The sequence below is a fragment of the Agrobacterium sp. CNPSo 3708 genome (assembly GCF_028674915.1).
In the GTDB taxonomy this organism is placed as follows: Bacteria; Pseudomonadota; Alphaproteobacteria; order Rhizobiales; family Rhizobiaceae; genus Agrobacterium; species Agrobacterium cavarae.
Genome location: NZ_JAQZSF010000005.1, coordinates 322,436 through 338,346, shown reverse-complemented (window position 1 = coordinate 338,346; position 15,911 = coordinate 322,436). Strand labels below are relative to the sequence as shown.

Sequence of the window (15,911 nt, the reverse complement as noted above, 5' to 3'; positions counted from 1 at the left end):
CGTCAAAGCAGAACGAGCGACGCCAGCGACATAATGAGTGCCGGGAACATCACGACCGTACCGAGCTTCAGAAATTTCCAGCTACTGATATCGAGACCCTCACGACGAAGGGCCGACAGCCACAGGATCGTCGCCAGTGAGCCTGTGACCGAAAGGTTGGGGCCGAGATCAACGCCAATCAAAATCGCACCTGCGACCTTGTCCGAGACGTGCGCTGCCTGAACCACACTTCCGGCGAGCAAGCCGGCTGGCAGATTGTTGACGAGATTACAGATGACAGCGACAAACGTCCCGGCCACGCCAACGGCATAACCATCAGACACCGAAGCCAAAGACACCAATTGATTGGCCAGAATGGTCGTCACACCCGTGCGGTCAAGCGCTTCGACGATGACGAACAACCCTGCCACCAACGGCAGGACGCTCCAGCTGACACCCTTTATCGTCTCTGCGGGGCTCTGCCGTGTCAGCAAAAGAACGAGGATAGTCGTGATCATCCCGGCAACAAAGGTAGGAACACCGAGGTCAGCATGCAGGGCAGATGCAACGATCAGGACGATCGCGGTGATCACGATGCCCCATCCTGCAAGGCTGGCGCTACGGCTAAGGACTGGTCGGTCCGCAGCGGCAGCGAGGCTCTCTTCCGACAAGGCACGCCTTTGCGTCCAATAGAGGCATATGAATGTTACGACGATGGAAACGACCGATGGCAGCAAGAACGTTGCCAACCAGCGCGACAGAGGCGGCATTTCGCCGCCAGCGAAGATCACGAGATTGGCAGGATTGGAGATCGGCAACACAAAGCTCGCAGCATTGGCGATAAAGGCGCAGATCAAGAGGTAAGGCATCGGATCGCGAACCCGGCTCGCACGGCAGGCTGCATAGACGGCTGGCGTCAGCACGACCGCAGTGGCGTCGTTCGACAGAAACACCGTCACGAAAAGGCCGACCATATAGACGAGCACAAAGAGGCGCTTGGGCGAACCCTTGGCATAGGACGTCGCAATCGCAGCAATCCAATCGAAAAGGCCCTCTTTGCGAGCCAACTCGGACAAAAGCATCATGCCGATCAGGAAGAGATAGACGTCAATCCCTTTAGCAACACCTGCGAGCGCATCGGCAGGCCCAATCAGTTGGAAAAGGAGAAGGAGAACAGCACCAACTACCGCCCAAACGGCCTCCGGCCAACGGAACGGCCTGGTAATCACACCAGCCGCTGTCAGCCCCGCGATACCCCATACGATCGCATTCTGAGTCAAAGGATTCGTCCTTGATATTAGTGAGGCGCAACTGCCAAATAGTGCGAGAATCTGGATCTTCCAGCCGACCCCGATACATCACATCTTCATCATCAGCAACAGGTTCCGCCGACTGCGAGAACAGCCGAAACCCTTCATTAGGCTTGCCTTGAAAACGCGTTAGGTTCAAAAGCAATCTACAACATGATACCGAGCAGGCGCTTTGAACCGCGCTGGATCCTAAAGCCACGAGTCACATCGCCACATAGCGCAATTGGTAATAAGGTTCCGATTTCGCTGATGAACGGCTCATTGGCACCCCCACCGACCTGGGCCAAAACCCCGTAAAATTTCAGCTCACGCTGGCCCAAAATCGGAGAGCACCTTACTGTGCCCAAGCGGGTGAGAGCAGTAGCGCTATAGGCTCAGCCTTCCACATCAAATGCTCCAGGTCGAGGCCCGGGAAGACATCCTCCCCTACCCAATCCACATTTCAGCCATCACGGGGCCGGCTGCCATAAGCAATCAGAAAAGAATCGCTGCCTGCTTATCGTCATGATGGCAGCGCGCTTCGTCGGCAGATCGACGCTTTTTATATGGGAAAAGCCAGACTTCTGCAGATTTCTCAGTTGCCGCTCATGGTCGCTGCTCGGCTCCTGCACGATGCGCTCGGTGCGCGGATCATCAAGAAACATGTAATGTAGAAGCGAAGGCAGCCAGGCCGTGAACCAATCGCGGCCACGGCATGCCTCGTCACCCACGATCACGTGGCAACCACGGTCGTAGTCGCCCGCATCACAGAAGGTGCCGACAACATCTTCCTTTGCCCAGTAAACCTCGAAATATGAAAATGCTCTGCCATCGAAGCGGCCTATCAGTGGCATGATATGCGCGTCGGCGAACATGCCGTTCAGATATCGCCTGTGCTTGTCTTCATCTCCTGCTTCGTGCCAGAACTTGTCCACCCGAGGGCAGTTCATCCAGCGATGCACATCTGGCAGGTCGTTCAAGGTCGCCACATCCAGAGAGAGGACGCCGCCGAGCCAAGGGATGAAACGGGCATAAACCGTTCCCACCGGTTTTGGCGCACGCAAGGGGTGAGACACCCTGCCGTCGTAGACATCGCAACGAGGGAAAGAGCCGTAAGCAGGGGCACTCCAGAGACCTGTGGTCTGCCAGAACATTTCTGCCGACACGACGGGCTGGTCGGAGTTGGACATCAGGTGCATGTAAAGCCCATGGGCCGTGAACTCGTCTTCCAGCTCCGTCCAACGATCGCCCGACAGGGTTATCGATCGAAGGGCTGGTAACGTGGAAAACAAGTATTCGAACGCTGCGGAGGCAAGACGCCAGCGACCTGCCGGCACGGTGGACAGGCTGGCAGACTCAATCTTGCCAGCAGCGCCTTCCGCGAAAAAACGGAAAGCCGCCGTTGTCCCATCAGAATCAGAAATCAGGAGTTGCGTGCCTTGGCGACAAACTTCGACGGGACCGCCTCCATGGAGATTAAAGGCGTGATAGAGGTCTGGCGCAGACCTTCCGGCCAGTCGGTATGGTGCGGCCGCTGTGATCACTTCCTGACGCATATCGCCCTGATGATCCATCAGAAAACTTTCGTCAGCGAAACGGCGAACGTGCGTCCGCGCCCCTTGTAATCGAACACGGCCGCATTTGCCCCGCCCCCGTAAAGGGCGTTGGCACGTGCAGACCATATGGTCGTGTACTCCTTGTCGAACAGGTTCATCACGCCGAACCGAAGCGTCGTTTCCTGCGCCTCGAAACGATAAGCACCGGTAAGATCAAACAGAGTGTAGCCATCGATCTCGCGATTACTATTGTCACTGAGGTTGAAAACATGTTGGCCGGCAAGCTTGACGTTGAAGTTATCCTTCGTCCAGCCGACATAACCGCCTAGCTTGGAAACACTGGCCGTGCCGATGCCTTCCTTTTTCCAGCTTCCATCCGACTTGATCTCGGACTTCACCCAATGCGCCGAAGTGCCAACATCAAAACCATAATCCAGCTTGGCACTGGCACTGGCTTCGATGCCATAGACGCGTCGCTCACGATCGACGACATCGACGGCAAGGGTTGTGTTGTTAAACACGATGGACCGGTCGGAGAGTGAGTAATAGCCCGCCGTCTCGAAGCTGTATGTATCATCGTTGAAGCGGTAACCGACTTCAAACGAGTCTGTCTTGATCGCCTGAAGCGCGGAGTCGGCGACATTAACGCTGTTCAGAAGCACGTAACGCTCACCGACAAGGCGGTAATTTCCGACCCCATAATATTTTGCGGGGTCCGGAAGCTCGAAGCCCTGGCTAAAATTGGCATAGACCTGCTGGGTGTCGGTCAGCTCATAGGTCGCGCCTGCGTTAAACAGGGCAGCGTCGTAGCTGACGTCTCCGCCCGGGATGCTGTCGATGGAGGATCCAACTCCGTTAAGAACGGCAACCTGCTGCGCCGCACCGGCAAAGCTCGAAACGTCGGTTGTGACATATTGATAACGCACACCACCGTTGATCGTCAGCCGGTCCGTCGCTTCATATGATCCCTGAATGAAGCCAGCCAGGGTCGAGACATCGATATCGGGATAAAGCCCGGTAATGCCGATCGTCGTGAAGTCCATTGCGCCTGTTGTCGAGACAGTCGACAAATCGAAGACATTCTGCTTGGAACTTAGAGAATCCCGGTCGGCATCGATGCCGTATGTGACCTTCAGTCCGTCCAGCGGCTCCGAAATCATCGACGCCTTCAGGCTGTAATAATCAGTGTCCTGCGAACTGCCGCCGAAATAGACGAACGGCGAGGTAACGGGGAACGGGTGGAAGCGAATTTCTTCTCTGCGGAAGCTGCCCTGCAGAAGGAGTTCCTGCCCCAGAAAATCATCGTCGGTGTAGGTCGCGTTCACCATAGTGCGGCGTGTGCGAGGATTGAAATCCGACCGGTAGCCATCGCGGGTTTCGACCAAATTTGGATCTCTTATACCCGCGAGTCCAGCTCCGAGATAAAGTCCAAAAGGAGAGTCCTGCGCACTGTCGTAAAATTGGCCCGATAACTCGAAGCGCCTGTTGTCATCGATTTGTACGCCGACAGATCCCATAAGATCGATGCGCTTGTTGAAGGCGGTCGAGGTCTGGGTGATATCAGGCGTCAGCATCGTGCCGGACCCATCGTAAAAGGCTCCGGTCTGGTTTCCGGCAATAGCGAAACGTGCATCCCAGTTTTCGCTGTTATAGGTAACGGCGCCCGCACCATTGCGGTCAATATCGCGGGTGCGGCCAAAGCCGCTGCCAAGGCCAGCTGTTACTTCGCCATGCAGACCCTCCGGCGCATCCTTGCCTTTCTTCGTGATGATGTTGATGACACCACCTGTCGCGTTGCCACCGTAGATCGCTGTAGCGCCGGACAGAACCTCGACGCGCTCGATGTTGAACGGATCGATGGAATCAAACTGACGGCTGAGCCCGCGCGCCGAGTTCATCGAAACACCATCGATGAGAATAAGTGCCGTGCGTCCCCGCAAATTCTGGCCGTAAGCCGTGCGCGCGCCTTCGCTGGCCGGATCGAAGCTGGGAACTTTCTCAGCAAGAATCTGCTGAAGTGACTTGCCGGACCGGGCTTCGGCCTCGATGGCCTCCGCATCAACGACATAGATGGTTCGCGCTGTTCGAGATATCTCCTGGGGTATACGGCTGCCGGTTATCACAATCGGCTCCAACACGGTCGGGCCACTGCTGGACTGCGCGTTCTGTGCCTGCGCGACGTTATTGCCACCTACCGCAACGGCGATAGTCATAAGACTAACGCCGACATTCAATTTTCCGATCATGTCGCCCCCAATGCGCAAAAAATCTCCCGGTTCGCCCAACCGGTAAATACAAGACTATTTTTATCATGTTTTATGCGCTAGGAAGCGGCTGGGCTTGGATGATGACGAACCCGACTTGGATAGAAGCGAACATCAACAGAAAACAAAGGTTTGATTTTTCATGGAAGTGATCCGACCCTTGAAACTTGGAACCCTGTCCCTGCCTGATTCAGAAAGCAGGCTCATGTGCCGAACGATCCTTCTGGATATGCTGGGAGAAGCAACGATCAGCGTTGGGGACGGTGATCTATCGGGCGTGACCGGCCTCGTCTGGAAACATAAAAACCTGTCGCTAGCCACCGTCTATATGCCGAGAACGTCGCTGCGACTGACAGCGCACGGCGTCGGTACGCCGGATATTGTGATACTAAGGGCAGCAGACGGGCCGCTGCTGGTCCATCATCGAAAGCAGAGCTTCGAGATGGCGCCGCGCGACGTGATCCTTATTCCCTCCGACACGATGTCGGAAATCGTTCTGCCCGAGGGCGGGCGCCTCGACTGCGCCCATCTTCCTCACGCCGCTATCACGCTTGCACGAGAGTCCGTCGAGCAGATTTTGTTGCAGCCTTTTTCAGCGGAATGCCTGCCGTTGCAGCTCCTCACCAACTATGCGGGTTACCTGCTGCGTCAGGACCATCAGGACAAAGAGCATGCCAGCATGATGGTGGCGCACTTTTACTCCTTGCTTCCTGTCCTGGTGCAATACGTCGCAAAGGGCGCCCCTTCAGCGGTCCCGCAAAGTCGTCTTGAGGCGATCAAGGCGATGATCGAGGAAAACCTGGCCGATGGCTCGTTTTCCATCGCAGATGTGGCACAGGTTGAAGGGATTACACCGCGGGCGATCCAGAAGCTTTTCAGCCGGGCGGGAACGACCTTCTCACGCTACGTTCTGGAAAGGCGGCTGGTGCTGGCCAAGAACCTTATTCTTGCCGACCACGCCGCAAAGCCAATCAGCCAGATCGTTTACACCGTCGGCTTCAACGATCTGTCCTATTTCAACCGCACATTCCGCAGCCGCTACGGTATACGCCCGACGGATTTGCGCCGTATGTCGGCGCAAATCCCTTGATCATTCCGATGCAAATGATGGGTGGAGATGGCGCGGCTTCTCAAGCCGCATCTCTCTTCCGGTCGAAGTGGACGAGAGGATTGTCGACCATGCCTTGGAAATCCGGTACCGGTCGCTCGTCATCGTCAGCATAACCGTGCGTGAATAGCCGCACGCGGTTAAGGCAAAGGCGGGGATATTCGTCCGCGAAAAGATCGAAGATCGCAAATCGCTCAGCCATGTCGGGGAAGCGAGCCTGATAGCGTCGAATGCTCTCCCCTGCCAAAGCCCAGAAAGCGGCCTCAGACACGCCCGACCGCTTGTCCAGCAGCACGGACATGTAACGGAAAACGCAAATGAACAACGTCGTCTGGATGAAGTGCATCAGGAAATCTGCAGGCAGGCGCAACAGCACATCCTTAACCTCTTCTGGCAGGCTTTCGCTCTCCGGGAAATTGAGGTCGCAGACGATCACATCGTCGATGAAGTCGCGCAGCGCCAACCGCACCGGTAAACCGTCTTTCAGGATCACCGTCGCATTCTGCCCGTGGGCGGAAAAGGCCAACCCGTGACGGGCGAGAAGGTGATAGACGGGAGGCAGGACGACATCAAAGAAACGCGCCAGCCAACCTTCGACGCTGACACCTGCTTTTTCGGCCAACGCCTGCACCACGGGCTTGCCATCGCTACCGGCATGCATGAATGCAGCAAGCGGCATGCCGGTTTCGCCGGGCTTCAGATGTCCCCCGAGGCTATCGCGCCACAGGCATCCAAGCATCTCGTTGAACTGGTAGGGCGCACCTGCAATTGTTGAGAACTGTGGATGCTCATAGTGCATGCCCGCTCGCTCTCCCAGAAGGGCCAACTCGCACTCGTTCGAAAGGAAGGTGTCACTTTCTACAAGTTCGTCCAGCCAGCCGGTGAACGGCGCCGCCGTGAGCGCCCGCTTACCGGGAATGCCGCGATACACTGCGGTGTTCAGGATCGTCATGCACAGTTTCAGCGTCGACTTTGAAGGTTTGCTGACATTGGAGAGGGTGCGGACAGATTGCTGTGGAAGATACAGGTCTTCGCCCTCACCCAGGAAAACGATATGCCCTGAAGAAATGTCGGCGGCAAAGTGCGGCGCAATCATGTGGTCCCACTGCCAGGGGTGAACGGGCATGATGTGGTGCGTTTCAGCAGAGCAGCCAGCGGAATTCAGCTTGCCGACAAATGACGTATAGAGCCGCTCGCCAAGAGCCTCGGTGACCAGTCGCTCATTCGTCAGTCCCGCTTCGCCAACGAACGACGCCCGCTCGCGACTGACCCCGATCCAGACAATCGTCAATGCTGATCGATTTTCCGGTGTGTAGGCGAGGTAATCCGTGTAACCAAGGCCGATACGCCCTTTACTCACCGTGACCCACGGGTGCCCGGTCATCTCGCCTTCCATTTGGATATCGTCGAGTTCGGCAAGCTCCGCACCGGTTTTGTCAGCTCTCGCGGCGGTGTGAGCATCTGAGACAAGAGTGTTGCCAAGTTCCCGGATGAAGTGCGCAACTGTCATCGGCTTGACGCCAAGCTCCGGCAGGATTTCCGCGCAGAAGGCCAGCGGATCGTGAACCGGCGTGCTGACGTGGTCGACGTGCCTGACGATACTCTCAGGCTCGACCGAGAGATTATCAAATACGTATTTCCTGGCCCTGAAACTGTACGACGCCGTCGAAAAGTCGATCCGGTAATGGCCCGGCTTTTCTGACGTTACCGGGAAAACACGCTCATAGGCGAACTCTTCGATCACCTTTGCCAGCAGCCGGCGGGACGTCTCTTTCCAGAGGGCTGGCGCAAAGGCGGGCTCATAAAGCTTTTCAGACGGCGCGGGCATAGACATCTCCTGCGAATGTTGAGGACGGGGCGTGGTCTTGCGGAATTCCGAAATCCTGGAAGGCAGATCGCGCGTTGACCCGGTAGTATTCTGTCTTAAGCAACTGATTGATGATGACAGCGTTGCGGAAAGCACCCAGACCAAGGTCTGGCGCGCCGACGCCGTGCTGGAAGGTTTCGGCATTTTGCACGAAGATCGCGCCCGCGCCGCCGTCGCGACGTCTGGCGCGGAAGTCTGCGTCAACGATCAAATCGCCACGGTCGCACGTTTCCAGTATCTGCTCCTTCAACGCGTCGAGCCATTGTGGCCACGCATGGCGATAGCCCGTAGCCGAGATCACCGCGTCAGCCTCGACGGTGCTTTGCTGACCAGAGAGATTGTGCCGAAGACCGATTTTCAGTCCGCCGGTGAACCCGCTTGATTGGATATCGGTCACGTCGCAGTTGGGCACCAATGTCAGCCCCGGGTCACGACCGCCGATTGATCGCTCGTAGAGCAGATCGAAGATGTCCCCGATCGTCGAAAAACTGATCCCCTTGTAGAGCAATCCCTGATCGGCAACGGTCTGCCGCCGTTTCTCGCGCGGCAGCTTGTGGAATTCGCGCATATAATCGGGCGTGAAGTATTCCAAACCAAGTTTTGAATATTCCATTGGGAAGAAGCCCGCGGAGCGCGTGATCCAGCGAATGGATGCACCTGCCGCCACCTTTTGTGGCGTCAATTCGCTGAAGAGCGCCAATACACATTCAGCGGCACTCTGGCCGGACCCTATCACCGTGACACGACGGGCTTTCGTCAATTCCGCCCTCCGCTTGGCAAATTCAGCGGAATGGAAAACCGGGGCGTTGGTTTGCAGGCACTGCCATTTCGGCAGATAGGGCGACGTTCCGATCCCTACCGCAATATTCCGGCTGCGATAGCTGCGTGTGGCGCCGCTTGCAGAGGAGGTTTTGGTCACGAAAGTGTCGGTCGCAGCATCGTGCTCCACATCCACGACGCTTTCGCCGAACCGGCAGCTATCGAGCTGCTGCGAGGCCCAACGGCAATAATCGTCATACTCCTGTCGGGGGATCAGGAAATTCTCATAGAAGTAGAATTTGTAGAGACGGTCATGAGCAGCCAGATAATTGAGGAAGCTCAGGCGATGCGTCGGGTCAGCCATTGAAACGAGGTCAGCAAGAAACGGCACCTGCAGCGTCGTTCCCGGCAAGATCAGGCCCTCATGCCAACGGAAACCAGGTTTACGCTCCAGGAAGGCCGCTGACACCTGGGGGTGGGAGGACAGAAGGGAGGCGAGGCCAAGATTGAACGGTCCGATACCGATTCCGGCAAGATCGAGTGTGGTCATGGTCAAAGTCCAAATTGTTCGATGAAGCGCTGTCGATGGCAGAACATCAATTTCGCGCGTTTGTCCGGCAGGTCGATTTCCCCCTGCTCCTCAAAGGCGCAGACCGGCGCATAACGCAGCAGACGGCGCGCTTCGACACTCGGTTCGCCCACCACCTTTTCCGTGGCGAGGTCATCGAGGAAAAGGAAGCGGGTAAACGCCCTTATCACCGCTGGAGCGATACCTCTGCCAAAGAACGAGGGCTCCCCCACCAGCATATGCCAGCCGCGATCCTTGTCGGCGGCGGGATAATGGCGGCCGAGAATGTCGTCCTTCGCCCAATAGGCCTCCCAGTAGCTCATGGGCGCACCATCGATGAAACCGATATATGGATCCTGATGCGGGTCAGCCAGATTGACGTCGATATAGGCAGCGATATGGTCTTTCGGCTTTGCCATTTTCCATTGCGGTACGACGTGGGGCTGGTTCATCCAGCGCCACAGGAGATCGAGGTCACGCCCCTTGTCCAGCAGCCGGAAGCTGATTGTCTTGCCGATGTCCGGATCATACCGAGAATAGGCAAAACCGGCGCCAATGGTCAGGTTATCCATGGGCTTGGGCCCGCGCGCTCTGGAACAAGGGATTGTCGATTTGAAGATAAACCGATTGCGTCTCCAGCGGACCGACCAACTCATCCATCTGCGCCAGTCGCGTCTTGAGGTTAGCCTTGCACCGTAGAACGGGTGCGAGCACCTTCTCGACCAAACGCGATTGCCCGCCCTCCTCTGCATTCAGTTTGGTGAGTGCTGCCCGCAACTGCGAAATCAACGCCTCTTCCGCTATCAGACCCTCCCGGCCCAACGCGCCGATCATCCCAAGAATAGAATTGATGAAGGCGTAATAGAGGATTCGCTCATCCACTGGCTCTTCACCGAAAACGGATTCGCTTCGGATTCCGATCCCCGGGATCGCTTCATTCAACGCCGGATGACCGCGCTCGTGGTGGAAGAAGCCCTGGTTGTCACGATAGAAGGCGGCGACCGGATAACCATCAGCGAGTTCGATCAGGATATTCTGCTGGTGCGCCTCCATTGCAATGCCGTGCCGCAGATAGAGAGCAAATACTGGGGTCATCAAAACTGTAAGGAACCGTGAGAACCAGTCTGCGGCCACGGCGTCGACCGAGCGTCCCTCTATGTCGGCCTGCCGCCTGATCAACGCCCCTAGCCTGCTGCCACGCTCCGGCAGATGCTCGCAGAGGGAAGCCAGAAGCGTGACATTGCGATCGGCGTCAGGGCCATAAAACGGGTTCTCGCGCATTGTTACGGAAAGACCGTCAATCACGTTGCCATTGACCGCAACACCCATATAGGCCGGGTCTGGCATAAGGTTCAGGCCGGCATATTGCTGTTCAAGATTGTGCCATAGTTGACTTGCCCGGAAGCGATACATGTCATCGCCCCGCAAAAGTTCGCGGGCGAGATTGATGCGAACGGAATTCGTGATGCCGATACCGAGCGAGAGCTTCAGCATAAAGGGTGCATCGGGCCGGTAAAGCGTACGCACAGAGGATGTGGGAAACCAGGGCTTGCCTACCTCTCCGCAATCCACGATTTTCCCGGCGGCAACCAGGATCACCACATCCGCCTGCTTCAGCATGACGTCCGCCTGCCAAGGGTGTACCGGCAGGAAGGCGAAGTCGCTATCGGGGAGGCCCTTGCGAAGGGTATCCAAGCTTTCGCTTTCCACGGCATCAAGCCACTGCTCGGCAGCGGGAGAACCTTCCGAGTGGCCGGTGTGATAGACCTCGCGCGAAACGGCGAACCAGCGCAGCGGGAAGCTTGCGGCAAATTCCGGCGAGTACCGTTTGCCCTCTTCTTCCGTCATGCCCTCCCGACTTTTTGGGCAAGGGTGTATACCATGACCTGCAATCAGCCCTTGCTCCGCTTCAATGAATGAAACTTTCTCGCCAAGCAGCGTCGCAAGATCGTTCTCGCGGGCCTGAAGGGCCGCCTCGACCAAGAGACGGCTCGAATGAGCACGGGCTTGCAGGTCAGTGCGGCCATCTTCGGACGCTGTTGCCTCAATGCGCCGGATGATGATGTCGATCGCACTTTCCGGGCTGACCGTGTTGGTACCGGCTCCATCGCTCAGCACCAAGGGCTCACCGAAAAGATGATGCCCGGTTGCGGACCGATACAGCACCGGCACTCTCAGGCTGCCGCCATTTTCGGGGAAATTCAGCGTCAGTTTTTGCTTGGCTGCATCGTGCCCCCACGCACATAGCTCCGCATATTCGCGGGCCACGCAATTGAGCAGCGATCGAAGCGCAAGCGTTGCAGCTTTACGAGCGTACATGGTCGTTCTCCAGTTGACGCGCCATCTCTCCAACCGCGTCCAGCACACGGTCAATGACGTCGGGTGTGGAATGGGGGTTGAGAAGCGTCAGTTTAAAGTGGAGCCGTCCACCAAGGACGGTGGTTGCTAGAGCGGCAATACCGCTTCGGAAAAGTTCTGCGCGAATGGCGAGCGTCAGTTCGTCAGATCGTTCTGGCCCCTGTGGCGAAACATAACGAAACAGGACAGTCGACAACTCCGGAAGTTGGGCGAGATGCAGGTAATCACGCTTACGCACAGCCCCAGCCGCCGCCCTAGCGTTATCGAGCGTCTTGGAGATCAGTGCGTCGAGGCCATCACGGCCGATTGAGCGCAACGTCATCAGCACCTTCAGTGCATCACTGCGTCGCGTCGTCTGGATCGACGATTCCACGTAGTTGGGTACATCACCGAAGATCGAAACTTCCGGATTGAGGTAATCCGCCTTCATCGCAAGCGGTGAGAAGTGCCTACGATCACCAAGAAGCAAAGCGCCACAGCTGATCGGCTGGAACAGCATCTTGTGAAAATCAAGGGCAATGGAATCTGCCCGCTCTATTCCACGCAGACGGTGACGATGCTTTGAAAACAACAGGCCGCCACCATAGGCCGCATCCACATGCAGCCACACCCCGTGCATCTTCGCCAGATCGGCGATGCCCGCCAGTGGATCGATGGCGCCAAGGTCCGTTGTGCCAGCGGTTGCCACTATCGCAACCGTCGGCCGACCCTTCGCCAACGCGTCAACGATTGCGCCTTGCAAGTCAGGCACGGACATGCGGCCCGCCTCATCCGTCGCAATGGTCACGACGGCGTCTTTGGCGAAACCGAGGAGAGACGCACTTTTTTGGATACTGAAATGGGACTGTTCCGAGGTAAAGATGACGCCGTTGCCTCGCACTGCCAGCCCCTGTCTCTCTACAGCAAGGTAAAGGGCCGTCATATTCGACTGACTGCCGCCACTGGTGAAACTACCACTCGCCGTGTCCGGCATTCCGGTAAAGCCTGTCAGCCATGAGAGCACCCGTTCTTCGACCAACGTCGCGAACGGTGACTGGTCCCAGGAATCGAGCGACTGGTTGGTGGCGGAAATCAGCACTTCCGCCGCAAGTGCCGGTACAGCCACCGGGCAATGAAGATGCGCCATGGTCGCGGGATTGCCAACGTCCAGCGCATGCTGCACCGCCGGAACGCCGACTTCCTCCAGCGCTGCGAAGACGCCGGTTCCCTGCTCCGGGCAGACATCAAGCGTCGCCAGGAAGCCGCGCATCGCATCAGAATCGACACCGGAGTGAATTTCGGTCCGGACCGCGTTTTCGTTAATCATTGCCACCGCAGCCATCATCGCCTGACGATAAGCCGCACGTGCTGCGCCCCCCGGGCCGAGGATCGCAGCGGACAAGGCGTCGTCCGCCATCTCGACCTGCTTGCTATGCAACAAGGTGACATTCATGCCGCGTTGCGTCCAAGGCGCAGGAAGGCGTCGGAGAGGATGTTGGAGGCCTGATCGATCTGTGCGTCGGAAATCGTCAAGGGAGGGAGCAACCTCAAAACGCTGCCATACCGACCGCCGGTTTCCAGGATCAAACCCTCGCGGAATGCGCTGCTCTGGATCGCTTTGGCAATATCGCCGCCATGGGGTGGATGGCCGAAGCTGTCCCCTTTGCGGGTGGGGTCGATTACCTCCACGCCAAGCATCAGGCCTTCTCCACGGACCTCGCCAATATAGGGCGTATGGCTCTGGATGCGCTCCAGATTTGCCCGCAGCCTGCGGCCTGCAATCGCTGCGCGTTCGACGAGCCCATCGCGCTTGATGATTTCTAGGGTTTTTGATCCGGCTGCCATGGCTAGCTGATTGCCTCGGAATGTACCGGCATGCGCACCTGGCTTCCACACATCGAGCCCTTCGCGATAAATCATGACCGACATCGGCAGACCACCGCCAATCGCCTTTGAAAGGACGATGACATCGGGCACGATGCCCGCTTTCTGGAAGGCGTAGAATGTCCCGGTGCGCCCGACGCCGCTCTGTACTTCGTCAAGAATGAGCGGAATGCCGAGTTCGCTTGTCACAGCACGGATCTTGCGTAGCCATTCGGCAGGTGCCGGGATAACACCACCCTCGCCCTGAACCGCCTCGAGAATAACCGCCGCAGGAAGATTTATACCGCCTTCGGGGTCGCGTAGCGCCTTTTCGAAGTAGTCTGCCGCGAGCGTCGCGGTCTCATCGCCGCCACGTCCGAAGGGGCATCGGTAGGCATAGGGGTAGGGAAAGAAGTGCGTTCCCGGCACCAGTTGGCCGATGGCGGCCTTTGGTCCAAGCGATCCCATCAAAGACAGCGACCCTTGAGACATACCGTGATAGGCGCCACGAAACGCTATGACATCCGTGCGCCCCGTGGCGGTCTTGGCAAGTTTGATCGCCGCCTCCACCGCATCCGTTCCGCTCGGTGAGCAGAACTGAATTTTCGCCTGCTCTCGAAGGCCGGAGGGCAAGGTTTCGAAAATATCGGAAACGAACTTGTCTTTGATCGGGGTCACAAGATCGAGTGTGTGTAACGGCAGGCCAGAGGCCAGCACATCCTGGAGGCTGGCAATGACTTCAGGATGGTTGTGTCCAAGCGCAAGGGTCCCGGCACCGGCGAGGCAATCGAGATAGGTGCGTCCTTCCACATCAGTTACGAGGCACCCCGAGGCTGATTTCAGCGCAAGGGGAAACCGTCGCGGATAGCTGCGTGCGTTGGATTCACGACGTGCCTGACGCTTGAGGTAAAAATCGTTATCGTGCCGTGGGAACGGGTCCATTATATCAACTCCAATGGAATTGTTGTGGATTCGCGTCCGTATCAGGCACCTGCCGTGACAGGTGCCCTCGGACAGCGCCCGAGCTTTCGAAGGAACCAGACCGATAGTCCCATTCCCGCAAGCGACAACACCGTTGCCATCGAGAATAGAGCCGAGTAACCCATCCGGTCGGCGATAAAGCCAGCTGCAGACGCCCCCGCCATGTAAACGATCAGTTCAGCGCAGGTGAGAATGGTGAAATCCGTCCCCGGTTGATCATCCGATGAGTTCTTCATGAAGAAGGAATAAATGGCCACCAGCTCCATGTAACGGATCAGCGTCTGGAATGCCGAGGCCGACATTGCGACCCACATACCGGGCCACACGCCGAATGCGTTCAGGGCAAAGGCGAGGAAGCAAAGGCTTCTGAGGCCGCCCAGCAGGATAAGTGTTGTTGTCAGGCCAAACTTGCGGATGATGAAAGCAGCGATCGCCACACCAATCAGGCCCGCAGTGGCTGCCGCTCCACCGGAAAGGTAACCGATCCAGTCGGTCGGAACCTTGCTGTCAACCAGATAGGTGCCTTCCATACCTCTAACGAGACCTTCACTTGCCCGGTATGTCAGAGCAAAACCAAGGATCAACCAGGCATTAGGGCGACGGAAGAACCCGGCTAGGCTGGCGCGCTTCTTCTCTTTAGCCGCGGGCGCTTCGGGCTGCATCGCCATGGCGGCCAGGAGCGGCAACAACGATAGCGCGGCGACCAGCAGGATCATCGTGCGCCATCCCGCAACATGAAAGACGACGAGCGCCGCCGTGCCACCGATGATAACGCCGAGCGCAACGGCCCCCGCCTGGACGGCGTTACCCATCGAGCGGTTCCGATCCGTCAGCCGTCTGACAGCGTAACCGTCCGTCGCAATGTCCTGCACGGAAGACACGAGCGTAATCGATATGCAGATTGCGAACAGAACGGCAGCGTCGCGCGGCTCCACCAGCGCCATCGAAGCAATCCCCGCGCTGACGAGCAGCTGTGTTGGGACCACCCAGCCGCGGCGATGGCCGAGCTTAGGAAACGGAGACCACCGATCTACCAAAGGCGCAACCGCAAATTTCAAGATAAGCGGCAACATCAACAACGAGAACAGCCCGATAGCTGTGCGCGATGCTCCGCTTTCACGCATGATCGGTGGCAATGCCACGAGAAGCAGATAGGTTGGTATCCCCTGAGCAAGGTAAAGCCCTCCCAGCACAACCATTAACCGCCGCTCGAAAGAAGATGTCGGGGTAGCGTCACCGGAGATCGCGTCGTCGATTTGGGCCATGCAAGAACCGCATTGATGAGCCAGGAACACCGCAGACCGTTGAAGTTTTTCAGCGTCTTAAACGCCGGTCTGTTC

11 protein-coding genes are annotated in these 15,911 nt (G+C 57.5%); 1 reads left to right on the top strand and 10 read right to left on the bottom strand.

Going from position 1 to position 15,911, the window contains the following annotated elements; all coding sequences use genetic code 11:
• Positions 1 to 2 precede the first annotated feature (2 nt).
• From PVA19_RS13385 to PVA19_RS13375, 3 genes are all read right to left on the bottom strand, one after another.
• Positions 3 to 1,259 carry an arsenic transporter gene (locus tag PVA19_RS13385; RefSeq protein WP_274102879.1) on the bottom strand — a complete coding sequence of 419 codons (1,257 nt, stop codon included), beginning with the start codon at positions 1,257 to 1,259 and terminating at the stop codon, positions 3 to 5.
• 479 nt (positions 1,260 to 1,738) lie between these two features.
• Positions 1,739 to 2,842, bottom strand: coding sequence for a GNAT family N-acetyltransferase (locus PVA19_RS13380; protein WP_274102878.1), 1,104 nt, complete (start codon positions 2,840 to 2,842; stop codon positions 1,739 to 1,741).
• Positions 2,842 to 5,070: a TonB-dependent receptor gene (locus tag PVA19_RS13375; protein WP_274102877.1), complete on the bottom strand. Its 2,229-nt coding sequence runs from the start codon at positions 5,068 to 5,070 to the stop codon at positions 2,842 to 2,844. The genes PVA19_RS13380 and PVA19_RS13375 overlap by 1 nt, the downstream gene beginning before the upstream one ends.
• Positions 5,071 to 5,293: 223 nt before the next feature.
• On the opposite strand from PVA19_RS13375, the gene PVA19_RS13370 reads away from it, so the two are divergent.
• Positions 5,294 to 6,178: a helix-turn-helix transcriptional regulator gene (locus PVA19_RS13370; protein ID WP_274102876.1), complete on the top strand. Its 885-nt coding sequence runs from the start codon at positions 5,294 to 5,296 to the stop codon at positions 6,176 to 6,178.
• A 40-nt stretch (positions 6,179 to 6,218) separates the two neighbouring features.
• Here the strand turns inward: PVA19_RS13370 and PVA19_RS13365 are convergent, their stop codons facing one another.
• From PVA19_RS13365 to PVA19_RS13335, 7 genes are read right to left on the bottom strand one after another with little or no spacing between them, the layout of a single operon-like run.
• The gene (locus PVA19_RS13365) at positions 6,219 to 8,024 is read right to left on the bottom strand and encodes an IucA/IucC family protein (protein WP_274102875.1); all 1,806 of its coding nucleotides are present in this window, start codon (positions 8,022 to 8,024) and stop codon (positions 6,219 to 6,221) included.
• Positions 8,008 to 9,372, bottom strand: a complete 1,365-nt coding sequence (gene basC / locus PVA19_RS13360; RefSeq protein WP_274102874.1) for a putative histamine N-monooxygenase — start codon at positions 9,370 to 9,372, stop codon at positions 8,008 to 8,010. Before basC ends, PVA19_RS13365 begins: the two co-directional genes overlap by 17 nt.
• Before the next feature lie 2 nt (positions 9,373 to 9,374).
• Positions 9,375 to 9,962, bottom strand: a complete 588-nt coding sequence (locus PVA19_RS13355) for a GNAT family N-acetyltransferase (RefSeq protein WP_274102873.1) — start codon at positions 9,960 to 9,962, stop codon at positions 9,375 to 9,377.
• On the bottom strand, positions 9,955 to 11,709 hold the full coding sequence (locus PVA19_RS13350) for an IucA/IucC family protein (RefSeq protein WP_274102872.1): 1,755 nt from the start codon (positions 11,707 to 11,709) through the stop codon (positions 9,955 to 9,957). Before PVA19_RS13350 ends, PVA19_RS13355 begins: the two co-directional genes overlap by 8 nt.
• Positions 11,696 to 13,180: a pyridoxal phosphate-dependent decarboxylase family protein gene (locus PVA19_RS13345; protein ID WP_274102871.1), complete on the bottom strand. Its 1,485-nt coding sequence runs from the start codon at positions 13,178 to 13,180 to the stop codon at positions 11,696 to 11,698. The genes PVA19_RS13350 and PVA19_RS13345 overlap by 14 nt, the downstream gene beginning before the upstream one ends.
• Positions 13,177 to 14,532: a diaminobutyrate--2-oxoglutarate transaminase gene (locus PVA19_RS13340; RefSeq protein WP_274102870.1), complete on the bottom strand. Its 1,356-nt coding sequence runs from the start codon at positions 14,530 to 14,532 to the stop codon at positions 13,177 to 13,179. The genes PVA19_RS13345 and PVA19_RS13340 overlap by 4 nt, the downstream gene beginning before the upstream one ends.
• Before the next feature lie 41 nt (positions 14,533 to 14,573).
• The gene (locus tag PVA19_RS13335) at positions 14,574 to 15,836 is read right to left on the bottom strand and encodes a RhtX/FptX family siderophore transporter (protein ID WP_274102869.1); all 1,263 of its coding nucleotides are present in this window, start codon (positions 15,834 to 15,836) and stop codon (positions 14,574 to 14,576) included.
• Positions 15,837 to 15,911: the final 75 nt, after the last annotated feature.